Below are 12,154 nucleotides of genomic sequence, written 5' to 3'. Positions count from 1 at the left end.
TCCTCCGCCTTGCCTTGGCTGCGTCCATTAGCTCCCCGGAACGTAGATCTGGTCGAAGATGCCCCCATCGTTGAAATGTTTGGCCTGCGTATCCCGCCATGTGCCGAATACATCCTTCAATGTGAACAGTTCCAGCTCCGGAAATTGATCCTTGAACTTTTCTTTTACGCTGTCCAGCGTCGGACGGTAATAGTTCTCGGCCGCGATCGTCTGCCCCTCTTCGCTATAGAGGTATTTCAAATAGGCGTCCGCGACCTCGCGAGTCCCTTTTTTGTCCGCATTTTTGTCAACGATCGCGACCGGCGGTTCAGCCAGGATACTGATTGAAGGCACCACGATATCGAATTTGTCCGGTCCCAGTTCCTTGACGGAGAGGAAGGCTTCATTCTCCCAAGCCAGAAGCACGTCGCCAATGCCGCGCTCCACAAATGTCGTCGTTGCCCCGCGCGCTCCGGAATCGAGCACCGGTGCGTGTTTGAACAATTCTGCCACGAACGCTTTCGCCTTTTCCTCATCATTGTTGTTCTGCTTCAGCGCATAACCCCAAGCTGCAAGGTAGTTCCAGCGGGCTCCGCCGGACGTCTTCGGATTCGGCGTAATGACCTCGACGCCATCCTTGATCAGGTCATCCCAATCCTTGATCCCTTTCGGGTTGCCTTTGCGCACCAGAAACACGATGGTGGACGTATATGGAGAGCTGTTGTGCTCGTATTTGTCCTGCCAGCCCGCATTGATCAGCCCTTTGTCCTCCATCGCATCAATATCGTAACCGAGCGCGAGCGTCACCACGTCTGCATCAAGCCCGTCGATGACGGAACGGCTCTGTTTGCCCGAACCTCCGTGGGACTGCTTGATGGTCACTTCCTGACCTTTCTCTTGCAGCCAATGCGCCGCAAATGCCTTGTTGAACTGTTCGTACAGTTCCCTGGTCGGATCATAGGATACGTTCAGCAGCTCCACTGCCTTGGCTTTCCCGGAACCGCTCCCCTGTTCTCCCGAACTTTCCGCAGCACTTGATGCGCCGCTTCCGCTGCCTGATCCGCATGCAGCCAGCACCCCCGTCAACACCAAAGCAAGACCAACCAAAATGCTTCTCCGAACTCCCTTTTTCATCGCTCAACACTCCCCCTGAATGAATCTGCGTGACTGCATCGGCAGGCTGAACAGCGTATGACGTTCAACGAAAAATAGACGCAGGAACCCCATGCCCGATCCTCCTATGAAGTCCTGCCGCCGAATACGCGTGCAAGCTTCATCCAGGATGACGTGCTGTGGAGTTCCTCCGTCTGTACGGTGAGAACGTATGCTGTTCTAAACAATTATTCCTACCTGTTTAGTAAGTTATATGCCTATAATAAGGGCAGTCCCCAGGTCTGTCAAACGTTTTTTACGCAAAATTCCAATATTTTTCATGCGTAGAAAACAAGCGGGGTACGGAACATATCCGTACCCCTAACCGCTTCAAACCTTCCGGGTCATGCCTCGTGATCGGCCTTCACTGCCCGGCAAACCGGATATGAGGCATCGGAGGGGCACTCATGCCATCTCCCAGATAAAATCCGGTATGCGGCGGCTGGTTGTAGGCGACGTTTTGCCAGGCCACGCCCAGCCGGTAGACCGGATCGTGCATCAGCGTATAAATTCGCTTGTCCGTAACATCCGTTGTCGTATAGATGCGCAGCGCCGAGCTGTCATTCGTGCGCCAGACCACTTCCTCCCTCCAATCCCCCAGCAGGTCCGCCTGCAGGTTCGGCGTGGACTTCGTGCCATTGTTGGAGGAAACCCCCGACGCAGTCAGCAAATTAACCGTTTGGCTGTTGGCATAGTCCCATTTGTCTATCCGGTTGCTATCCAGCAGCTCCCGCAGCAAGTCGCCGTCCCACCAAATTCCGAAATTCGTGGATGAAGGCAGCTTTGTCCCGATCTTCTGGCCTTGAGCCGTATAAAGCGCGCCGTCTGCCCATACTTCCACCCCGCGATATCTCGGGTCAATATCTGCAGCCATCCCCCTGCCAACATCCCTCGTTGTGGGGACCCCCCAGATCAACTGCCCTGTCCCTGCGTCACGGAACTCCACACCCGCGTTGGACGGGGTTTCGTGCACCTGGAATACCTCCAGTCCCGGCCGATCCGGGTCAAGATCGCTCAAATGCATCGCATCCCCGTGTTTCAGCCCTGTCGTATACAACCCGGCTCCGTTATGATCGACCGCCATGGCGCCGTAAACGATCTCGTCCTTGCCGTCTCCATCCACGTCGGCGACGCTCAAATTATGGTTGCCTTGTCCCGCATAACCCGAGTTGCCCGAAGCTTTGGAATCGAAGGTCCATTGTTTGGTCAATCGTCCATCCCGCCAATTGTACGCGACAAGTACCGTACGGGTGTAATATCCGCGTGCCATGACCAGGCTTGGCCGCTCTCCGTCCAAATACGCGATCGCCGCCAGGAAACGATCCACCCGGTTGCCGTAATTGTCTCCCCAGTCGGAAACGTTCCCGCGCGGAGGATCATAATTCACGGTGGACAGGGCCGCGCCCGTCTCCCCGTTGAACACGGTCAGGTACTCCGGTCCGGACAGCACGTAGCCATTCGAATTGCGATAATCCTTGCCCGCATCGCCGATGACCCTGCCGGCCCCGTCTTTCGTGCCATCGGCGGTTTTCATCGCCACCTCGGCCTTGCCGTCTCCGTCCAGATCATAGACCATGAATTGGGTATAATGGGCGCCTGCACGAATGTTTTTGCCCAGGCTGATGCGCCACAAATGCGTTCCGTTCAGCTTGTACGCATCGATGAACACCTCTCCGGTGTATCCGCTCTGGGAGTTGTCCTTCGAATTGGACGGGTCCCACTTGACGATCAGTTCGTACTCGCCGTCCCCATCCAGATCGCCCGCGCTTGCATCGTTGGCGCTGTACGTATAAGCAACCCCGTCCGGCGTCGTGCCTCCTGCCGGCACATTGAGCGGGACGGACAAATAATTGTTCCCCCATACACCCACAGGGGCGGATGCCGCCTGCTCCGCACCTCCAACGACGGCCCGGACCGTGTATGTGGAACTGCTTGTCCCGCTTGCATCCTGGAGATTGGTGCTGTTCGTAATCGGGGATGTGTTCACCTTCTTCCCGTCCCGGTACACGTTGAACGACACATTAGAACCTTCATTGCCGAAAAGCCTCCAGCTGACAAAGACGCCTTGGCCCGTTTTAACGGCCACGACGCCGCGATCCAGCAGCTCCATCTGGCGCGCCTCCGCCGCATGGGCCGCCTGCTGGCTGCCCAGTCCAAGCGTCGCCACCAGCAAGGCCGAGCTCAACATTAACAAACCCGCGTTTTGCCATGTTCGCTTCCAAGACCGACGATTCACCATATTCAACAGCCTCCCCCATGAATTTGGTAAGCCCGATGCCCGATAGCGCATATTTATGTAAGCGCTTTAATTATAACTTATATTACATTAAACATTTAATTCCATATATAGGACTAAAATAACATTTTCACTCATTTCATTTACACTGTTGACGACGCGGTCGTTCAACGTATAACGTCTGAGCCAACATGGCGTCGATCACCTCGATAAAGGTATAATGGAGTGACCCTTGTTTTCCAGAAAGGTGGCTTCCGAATTGAACCCTCAAATCGAGATATTATACGCACCGGCTTTGGAGTTTATCGCCAGCTTGCATACGTATATCTGCCGAAAATCACATAAAAAAATCGATCTGTCCGCATCATGGGCCAAAGACGTTCAGGAACGACTGCCGACAGGACTGGCATCCGCTCTGAACGAGCTTAAGGTAGACGACGATTGGAACTGGATGCTGATGCTTGCCTTTCTGTACGTGGACGCTTCAGAGAACGGATCAATTTCCGATCCACGTCATCAGAATGACCCTGAATCGTTTATTCGGTGGTTCGACATGATGGGAACCGACGGGTTAACGGAGCTGTTCCTGCGCTACAGCTACCCCTACCCGGAAGATGTGCAAGCCTTTCACTCCGCGATGACCCAAGTGTTGCAAGGCTGGAACGAACATTATTTCGCCTCTACCGATTCGCGGATCCATCCGGCCTTGCTGAAGGAAATGACCGCACGTCGGGAACAGCTGAATTTTCTCCCCCCCGATGAAGTGCTCGACGATGCAACCAATGGCATCATGTTCCGTCCACGGGAAGGATTGAGACGCATCGTACTGGTGCCACAGTTTCACTTTCAGCCTTTGAACATCATTCTGCAGTTGGACGATACCTTGGTATGCCATTATGCTGCACGCCTGTATTTCGGCAACGAAGAATATATGTCCACCCACGAACTTCGCGTCATCCGAAGCCTCGGCGAGAAAAACCGTCTCAGAATTTTACGTTTCCTGCATCATGGGCCTCGAAGTTTCATCGAGATCGTTCGCCATTTGGGTCTTTCCAAAGGAATTACGCATGACCATATCTCCAAGCTTCGCGGAGCAGGGCTGATTTACTCCCACTTCGAGGGAGAGAACCTGATCGAGTATTCCATTCGTCGACGCGCGCTGGACAAGCTGATTCCCAGTGTTCATGAATACATCGAACGCGATTGAATTGTCCTTCGGGATTTCGGATCTGCACAAAAAAATATTCTCCTTCACACTGTACAACATGCCGCATGACAGGATTGCCCCAGAACTTGACCGTTCAATGATTTTCGGCCCTGATCATGCGGCATTTTAGCACGTTAAAGTGGTTAATTATGGTTAAACTATAAAAAAAATATTCCGGTTCTCTATTTACAGAACCAATCCGCATTTCTATAATAGGGCTTATCGCTCTCATACCTGACTAAGTTCATAGGAATTATAAAAATTTAAACATCCTCAGACAAGGTTCAGGAGAGAGAAAAAATCGAAGATTGCAATCAAGGGAGGATACTATGAAAACGAAAAAAGCTTCGATGTTGTCCACCATGTTTCTTAGCGGAGTGTTGTTGTTGTCCGCTTGCTCGGCAGGCAGCAGCTCCGGGTCCGAAACAGCCGGCTCATCCGGGAGTGCCGAAGGTTCGGCTGCCCAGACCCAATCCACTGCCGCCGTCGGCTTGGATGGACCTTATCAAGCCACCGATTTGAGCAAATTGCCGGCATCTGCCAAGGAACGTACGGACACGATCATTGTGGCATTGACGGATCCGAGCGGCGCATTCACTCCTTATTTCCACCAGAGCGGTTATGACGGCAATGTTGCCTCACTGCTGTTTGCTTCGCTCGTCACCGTCGATCAACAAGGCTTGCCCGTGGCTGATCTGGCTGAAAGCTGGGACGTGTCGGACGATCAGCTGACCTATACGTTTCATCTTCGCCCTGACTCCAAATTCAGCGACGGTTCGCCCCTAACCTCGGAAGACGTAGCCTTTACCTGGACCATTCTGCACGATAAAGCTTATGACGGCGGATTTGATATCTTCTCGACTCACGTCAAAGGCGGGCAGGCCTATACGGACGGGAAAGCGGATCATATCGAGGGCATCAAAATCATTGATCCGCTAACGATCTCCGTTACGCTTGAGCAGCCCAACGCAACCGCTTTGTTGACACTTGGCTCGGAAGTGTTGTCCAAAGCCTACTACGGCAAAGAGTACAAATTCGGCCAACTCGACTACATCAAGCAGCTGCATGCCGCTCCAGTCGGCAACGGGCCGTACAAGTTGGATAAGTTCCTGCCCGGGCAGGAAGTGCGCTTCATTGCCAACGAGTATTACTACAAAGGTAAACCGAAAGCCGAGCGTTTTATTTACAAAACGTCCGAAGGGGATACCTGGCAATTCATCGAAACAGGCGAGATCGACTTTGCCGCGTTCACGGCCACCCAGGAGAATATCGACAAACTCAAATCGCTGCCATACCTGAATCTGCTGCCTTACACGCCAAGTACATACGGGTATTTGCAGTTGAATCTGGAACATGAACAGCTGAAAGAAAAAGAGGTCCGCCAAGCGATTACCTACGGGCTTGATCGGCAATCGATCTATGTCGATGCCAACCAGGGAGCCGGTGCAGTAGCGAACATCCCGGCCTCCCCGATTTCGTGGTCCTATACGGAAGACGGCATCAATCCGTATGCCTATGATCCGGACAAAGCCAACCAGCTGCTGGATGAAGCGGGCTGGGTTCGCGGCGCGGACGGCATACGCGAAAAGAACGGCACCAAGCTGTCCTTGCACTTCCTCGGCACCAAAAGCCCGGCAACCGATGTTTTCATTGCCGTAGCCAAGGAAAACTTCGAAGCGATCGGCATCCAGTTCCAGCCGGAAGTATTCGCCGACTTCAACGCGCTCGTCTCCAAAGTGGAGGGCGGAGATTATGACATGGCCTCCTTCTCGACTCCCATGCTGACTGACCCTTCCGAAGGGGTTTATCAATTCGTGGATGGCGAGATCAAGGGATATGACAATCCCAAAGTCAAGGAATTGTACCAAAAAGGGCTCGCCACGACAGACATCGAGGAACGCAAACAAGTCTACAAAGAGCTCTACCAGCTTCTGAACGATGAACTCCCCGTTATTTTCACCAGCTATCGCAAAACGGTATATGCCTATAACGGGCGCATCGAAGGGCTATCCGTCAGCCCGTTCCGCGGGATCGCGACCAGCCTGCCGGAATGGAGCTTGAAATAAGCGGGTCGCGTGAAGAAATGTCCTTCTAACGTTAACCGACCATATGCAACGCCAAATCCGCGTCCCCTTCAGCCGTATCATCAAGACTGGAGGGGACGTGCCGATAAGGAGCTGATATTGCCATGAGCACATACGTCACCAAGCGATTGTCCTATATGATTCTCATTCTTCTGGCAGCGTCGGTACTGATCTTCAGCCTGTACGCACTGACGCCGGGGGATTTCATCTCCAGCAACATCAAGCTCAGCCCGGAGCGAAAGGCGGAGCTTCGGGAAATTTACGGCCTGGACAAACCCGTTCTGGACAGGTACTTGACCTGGATGGGCAATGCGATGCGGGGCGAATTCGGTTATTCGCTGGCACAGCAGAAGCCCGTGCTTACGCTGTTCAACGAATATATCTGGAACTCGTTCCTGCTCGCCGCAGTGTCTACCTTCTTCACCTGGATCATAGCCGTCATTGTCGGGGTCATCGCGGCCTACAAACAGTATTCATGGTTCGATACGCTGGTGATGGTCGCCATATTCGCAGCCATGTCGGTACCGTCCTTTTTTATCGGCCTGTTTCTGATCAAAATGCTGGCCGTCGATCTGAAATGGCTGCCGCCAGGGGGCATGATGACTACCGGAAGCAATGCGACGGGTATGGCCTACGTGCGGGAGGTCATTGAACATATGACACTCCCCGTCATTGTCATGACTTTGCTGGGTGTAGGGTCGTTAACCAGGTACTTCCGCAGCAACATGATCGAAGTTATCCGGCAGGACTACATACGCACCGCGCGGGCCAAAGGACTGAAGGAAAACAAGGTGCTGTATACCCATGCCCTAAGGAATGCGCTCCTTCCGGCCATCACGCTGGTAGGCTTCGAGCTGCCATCGCTGTTCGGCGGATCACTGATCATCGAACGAATCTTCAATTGGCCGGGCATCGGCCAGCTCTACATGCAGTCGTTTACGCTGCGGGACTATCCGTTGCTGATGGGTTTCACCATGTTCATCGCCATTCTGACCGTGATCGGGACGCTGTTGTCGGACGTGCTCTACCATGTTGCCGACCCGCGCGTCCGGCTGCAATAGGAGGTACACGCCATGTCATTCCCCCCTATTAGCGGTTCCCGTGCGAAAAGCGGGCAGCTCCGCCAAACGCTGGCACATGTCGAAGCCCCCCAAGCAGAGCCTGGACGGAAAGCACCCGGTTATGGCATCGAGCCCGGGCCGCAATCTCAGCCGAATTTGCCGCCGCAGTCGCGCAAGTCTTCCCTGTGGCGGATCGCGATCCGGCGATTGTCCAAAAACAAATTGGCCATGGCCGGCTTGATCGTCGTTGTTCTGATGTTTCTCGCCTGCTTCCTTGGGCCGCTGTTCTCTCCCTACACCGATAACAAAATCAACATGGCGGCCATGAAACAGGCGCCTAGCTTGCGTCACTGGCTCGGCACAGACGCGCTGGGCAGGGACGTGCTTACACGCGTGCTCATGGCCGGACGCATCTCATTGACGGTAGGACTCGCCTCCATGGTATTGTCCGTATTCATCGGTGCCTTGCTCGGAGCGATCGCAGGTTATTATCGCGGTATCGTCGATCAAGTCATCATGCGCGTAGCCGACCTGCTGCTGACCATTCCGGGCCTGCCGCTGCTCTTCATCTTCGGAGCACTGCTCTCCGAATGGAAGGTGCCCCCGGAATCGCGAATGTACATCGTGATGCTTATGCTCAGTTTCGTCAACTGGCCCGGCATGGCCCGCATGATTCGCGGACAGATGCTGAGCCTGCGGGAGAGAGAATTCATGCAGGCAGCGGTAGTGCTTGGGCTGCGCGACCGACGCAAGCTGTTCCATCATTTGCTGCCCAATATCGTTCCACTGCTGATCGTTATGGCTACGCTTAGCATCGGCGGCTCGATTCTTAGCGAATCGGTCCTCAGCTTTTTTGGCTTGGGCGTTATGCCTCCGACACCAACGTGGGGGAACATGATCGATGCAGCCAACAACATGATCGATTTCCAGACGCACCCTTGGTTATGGATTCCTCCCGGGTTATCCATCTTCCTCACGGTCATTGCCATCAACATTTTCGGCGACGGCCTGCGCGACGTCCTGGATCCAAAACAGAAAAGGTAGGTGATTGCCGCGATGGCCGGCATTTTGGAAATTGACCGCCTGGAAACGAAATTCCAGACGGAAGAAGGTCTTATTACCGCCGTCAACGGTGTAAGTCTTAGCGTACGCGAAGGCGAAACGGTGTGCATCGTCGGAGAATCGGGATGTGGGAAAAGCGTCACCGCCATGTCCGTCATGGGGCTGGTCGACGAACAGACAGGGCGCGTTACGCATGGCGAGATTCGTTTCTGCGGCAAAGATTTGCTGCGTGAGAGCAAGGCATCCCTTCGTCATATCCGCGGAAATGACATCTCGATGATTTTTCAGGAACCGATGTCTTCGTTGAATCCTGTGCTGAAAATCGGGCAGCAGCTTATGGAACCACTCAGGGTCCATCTGAAGCTGACGCGAGCGGAGGCCCGTGCACGTGCCATCGAGTTAATCCGGCAGGTAGGAATCTCGCGGCCCGAACAGATTGCCGACAGCTATCCCCATGAGCTTAGCGGCGGCATGCTTCAGCGAATCATGATCGCCATGGCGGTCTCCTGCGGTCCCAAGCTATTGATTGCGGATGAGCCTACGACGGCGCTGGACGTAACTATCCAGGCACAAATTCTTGATATGCTCCGTACCATCAAATCCGAAACGGGCATGTCCATCCTGATGATCACCCATGATCTTGGAGTCGTTGCCGAGATGGCGGATTACGTGGTCGTCATGTATGCAGGCCAGGTGGTGGAAGAGGGAGAAGTCGTACAGCTGTTCGAAAATCCCAAGCATCCTTATACTCAGGGACTGCTCCGTTCGAAGCCCATTCTGAATCAGCGGCACGAGGAACTGTACTCGATTCCTGGTCAAGTTCCGGACCCGCTTTCCCTAACGGACTCCTGTCATTTCCATGATCGTTGCGGACAGTGCATGCCCATCTGCCGGGAGCGCCCGCCGCGGTTGCGGGACGTGGGCCAAGGACAAAAAGCATCCTGCTGGCTCTATGAGGAGGTAAATGCCCATGAGTGAGCCTCTGTTGGAAGTAAAACGCCTGAAGACGTATTTTCCGATCAAAAAAGGGCTGCTGAACCGCACGACCGGATACGTCAAAGCGGTGGACGACGTCAGCATTACGATCCGCCCGGGAGAAACCTTCGGCCTGGTTGGCGAATCCGGCAGTGGCAAAAGCACGGTTGGACGCACGATCGTTCGGCTGACGGATAAAACCGACGGACAGGTTCTGTTCAAGGGGGCAGACCTTCACGCCTTGTCTCCTCAAGACATCCGGCGGATTCGGCCCCGGCTGCAATTGATATTTCAAGATCCATACAGCTCCTTGAATCCCCGAATACGCATTGGGGACGCTATCGGAGAAGCGCTGCTCGACCACGGACTGAGCGATGCTGGAAATGTACGCGACCAGGTTAAGGAAATATTGGAGGCATGCGGCCTTTCCGTCGCCCACATCGACCGCTTTCCGCATGAATTTTCGGGCGGTCAACGACAGCGGATCGGCATTGCGAGAGCTTTGGTACTGAATCCCGACCTGATCATTGCCGACGAGCCGGTATCCGCGCTGGACGTTTCGATCCAGGCGCAAATCATCAATTTGTTCAAACGGCAGCAGCAACAACGGGGCCTTTCCTACCTGTTCATCTCCCATGACTTGAGCGTCGTAGAACATCTCTGCAACCGCATCGGCGTGATGTACCTGGGTTCCATGGTGGAAACGGCGAGCCGGGACGATCTGTTTCGCAACCCGCTTCATCCATATACCAAAGCCTTGCTGTCGGCAGTGCCCCTGCCGATTCCCAAGCTCAAAAGGGAACGCATCGTGCTGCAAGGAGACATCCCCAGTCCGGTCAACCCGCCGGCTGGCTGCAAATTCCATACCCGCTGCCCGTGGGCACAGGAAGTTTGCTCGCAGCAAGTGCCCGAGTACCGAAATGCCGGCAGCGATCACTGGGTAGCCTGCCATTTGGTATAGGCCTCCTCATCGACTTGTTTCGTGCAATGGTCAAGGGCGCTTCGAGGGTCCGATCCATTGAACTCCCACCGCAGCGCAGATTCCGAAAAAGGCCGCTTAATCATGCTCTATGCATGATTAAGCGGCCTTTCTTCAATCCAAATGCACCCGAACAGCATAACATGTTCTGCAATCCATTCCATTCGCGCCTGTTCTATTCATGTCAAGGTTCACGTCAAACGACGGGCACGATGCACACCGGGCGCGGTATCTCCAGCTTGAACCCGTTATGGGTCAACCTTCCGTCCTCCTCATCCATTCGGAAGCCTACAATGCTGTCGGTATCCTGATTGGCCACGAGCAGAATGCCTCCGGGCAAAAGGTTGAAGTTTCGCGGCGTCCGGCCGATCGTGGATGTCCATTGCGCTGCTTCCAGCTTTCCGGTTTCCTGGTCGATGTGATAGAGCACGATGCTGTCGTCGCCGCGATTGGACGCGTACAGGAATCGTCCGCATGCCGATACGCGAATATCGGCTGCCGTTCCCGTGCCGTCATGCCCTTCAGGCAGTGTGGAGACATGTTGGATGACCGAAAATTCTCCCCTGCGAAGGTCGTACAAATACGCGGAAACTGTGTTGTTCAGTTCATTGACGGCATATGCCCACTTTTCGCTCGGATGGAACACAAGATGCCTTGGACCTGAACCAGGCGGCTGCTTGAGCTCGCGGTGGGTAACAAGGCGTCCCTCCTCATCCAGCCGATAGACGATCATTTGATCCAATCCCAGATCGCACACCACGGCGTATTGGCCAGACGGGTCAGGCTGGATGGAATGCGCATGCGGGCCTTCCTGACGCTCTTTGCTCTCCCCGCTGCCGACATGCTGCACCATTGCGCTCATTTCATCCAGCGTACCTTGATCCCCGACCGGAAACACGTTGACGCTGCCGCTTCCGTAATTGGAGGTCAGGACCCATCGACCATCGCGAGTGACCGACACGTAACAAGGGGACGATCCTTCCGTACGTTTACGATCCATCAAATGAAGCTCGCTCGTCGCCGGGTCGCGGCGGTACACGAACAATTCGCCCTCCTCCGTTTCACTCGCCGCATACAGGCAGTCGGCCTTCGGGCAGAGCGCAAGATACGAAGGGTTGTCCACGCCTTGCATCCAGTTGACCACTCTCATTTCGCCCGTGTCATTATTCAAGGCGCACAGGTAGATTCCCGGCTGATCGGCAGAAGCATACGTCCCTACATAAAATAACGTCTCATTGTAGATTGACTGTTCCATCGCGTACCCTCTCCTTTGTCTGTCTTTTATCTAAAAACATCTGATCTCTATCCCCCGACGAACCCCATAACTTATGTCTGTCCATTAAAAGTCCACCGGCAATCTTGGCTGTTATGTATTTACCCATCCCAGGTCCATATGCTTCATCCTGATCGATTTTCATC

At 54.3% G+C, this 12,154-nt stretch carries 10 protein-coding genes; 6 read left to right on the top strand and 4 right to left on the bottom strand.

The genetic code is table 11. The features are described from left to right. Window positions 1-27: 27 nt before the first annotated feature. Both SNR34_RS02575 and SNR34_RS02570 read right to left on the bottom strand, forming a co-directional pair. On the bottom strand, window positions 28-1,113 hold the full coding sequence (locus SNR34_RS02575) for a sulfate ABC transporter substrate-binding protein (RefSeq protein WP_343262278.1): 1,086 nt from the start codon (window positions 1,111-1,113) through the stop codon (window positions 28-30). A gap of 382 nt (window positions 1,114-1,495) precedes the next feature. Next, window positions 1,496-3,370, bottom strand: a complete 1,875-nt coding sequence (locus SNR34_RS02570) for a rhamnogalacturonan lyase (protein WP_486181055.1) — start codon at window positions 3,368-3,370, stop codon at window positions 1,496-1,498. A gap of 256 nt (window positions 3,371-3,626) precedes the next feature. On the opposite strand from SNR34_RS02570, the gene SNR34_RS02565 reads away from it, so the two are divergent. The 6 genes from SNR34_RS02565 to SNR34_RS02540 all read left to right on the top strand — a co-directional run bounded on the left by SNR34_RS02565 (window position 3,627) and on the right by SNR34_RS02540 (window position 10,717). Next, complete coding sequence (locus SNR34_RS02565) at window positions 3,627-4,574, top strand: ArsR/SmtB family transcription factor (protein WP_486181054.1); 948 nt, start codon at window positions 3,627-3,629, stop codon at window positions 4,572-4,574. A 329-nt stretch (window positions 4,575-4,903) separates the two neighbouring features. Beyond that, window positions 4,904-6,640: an ABC transporter substrate-binding protein gene (locus tag SNR34_RS02560; protein ID WP_236417569.1), complete on the top strand. Its 1,737-nt coding sequence runs from the start codon at window positions 4,904-4,906 to the stop codon at window positions 6,638-6,640. 122 nt (window positions 6,641-6,762) lie between these two features. After that, on the top strand, window positions 6,763-7,719 hold the full coding sequence (locus SNR34_RS02555) for an ABC transporter permease (RefSeq protein ID WP_236417570.1): 957 nt from the start codon (window positions 6,763-6,765) through the stop codon (window positions 7,717-7,719). Window positions 7,720-7,731: 12 nt separating this feature from the next. Beyond that, complete coding sequence (opp4C, locus tag SNR34_RS02550; RefSeq protein ID WP_339275817.1) at window positions 7,732-8,763, top strand: oligopeptide ABC transporter permease; 1,032 nt, start codon at window positions 7,732-7,734, stop codon at window positions 8,761-8,763. Between the two features lie 12 nt (window positions 8,764-8,775). Next, window positions 8,776-9,759: an ABC transporter ATP-binding protein gene (locus SNR34_RS02545; RefSeq protein ID WP_236417572.1), complete on the top strand. Its 984-nt coding sequence runs from the start codon at window positions 8,776-8,778 to the stop codon at window positions 9,757-9,759. Next, complete coding sequence (locus SNR34_RS02540; protein ID WP_236417573.1) at window positions 9,752-10,717, top strand: ABC transporter ATP-binding protein; 966 nt, start codon at window positions 9,752-9,754, stop codon at window positions 10,715-10,717. The genes SNR34_RS02545 and SNR34_RS02540 overlap by 8 nt, the downstream gene beginning before the upstream one ends. A gap of 214 nt (window positions 10,718-10,931) precedes the next feature. Here the strand turns inward: SNR34_RS02540 and SNR34_RS02535 are convergent, their stop codons facing one another. Further along, window positions 10,932-11,990 (bottom strand): lactonase family protein, encoded by a 1,059-nt coding sequence (locus SNR34_RS02535; RefSeq protein ID WP_236417574.1) that lies wholly within the window; start codon window positions 11,988-11,990, stop codon window positions 10,932-10,934. Further along, window positions 11,968-12,153: a hypothetical protein gene (locus SNR34_RS02530; protein WP_486181053.1), complete on the bottom strand. Its 186-nt coding sequence runs from the start codon at window positions 12,151-12,153 to the stop codon at window positions 11,968-11,970. Before SNR34_RS02530 ends, SNR34_RS02535 begins: the two co-directional genes overlap by 23 nt. Window position 12,154 lies beyond the last annotated feature (1 nt).

The organism is Paenibacillus sp. XP01, from assembly GCF_057364885.1.
This window is presented reverse-complemented; position numbering and strand designations above follow the sequence as displayed.

What these genes read in the sequence shown, in the direction of transcription:
- SNR34_RS02575 (WP_343262278.1), bottom strand. Translation starts at nt 1,113, where the DNA reads ATGAAAAAGGGAGTTCGGAGAAGCATTTTGGTTGGTCTTGCTTTGGTG.
- SNR34_RS02570 (WP_486181055.1), bottom strand. Translation starts at nt 3,370, where the DNA reads ATGGTGAATCGTCGGTCTTGGAAGCGAACATGGCAAAACGCGGGTTTG.
- SNR34_RS02560 (WP_236417569.1), top strand. Translation starts at nt 4,904, where the DNA reads ATGAAAACGAAAAAAGCTTCGATGTTGTCCACCATGTTTCTTAGCGGA.
- SNR34_RS02555 (WP_236417570.1), top strand. Translation starts at nt 6,763, where the DNA reads ATGAGCACATACGTCACCAAGCGATTGTCCTATATGATTCTCATTCTT.
- opp4C (WP_339275817.1), top strand. Translation starts at nt 7,732, where the DNA reads ATGTCATTCCCCCCTATTAGCGGTTCCCGTGCGAAAAGCGGGCAGCTC.
- SNR34_RS02545 (WP_236417572.1), top strand. Translation starts at nt 8,776, where the DNA reads ATGGCCGGCATTTTGGAAATTGACCGCCTGGAAACGAAATTCCAGACG.
- SNR34_RS02540 (WP_236417573.1), top strand. Translation starts at nt 9,752, where the DNA reads ATGAGTGAGCCTCTGTTGGAAGTAAAACGCCTGAAGACGTATTTTCCG.
- SNR34_RS02535 (WP_236417574.1), bottom strand. Translation starts at nt 11,990, where the DNA reads ATGGAACAGTCAATCTACAATGAGACGTTATTTTATGTAGGGACGTAT.
- SNR34_RS02530 (WP_486181053.1), bottom strand. Translation starts at nt 12,153, where the DNA reads ATGAAAATCGATCAGGATGAAGCATATGGACCTGGGATGGGTAAATAC.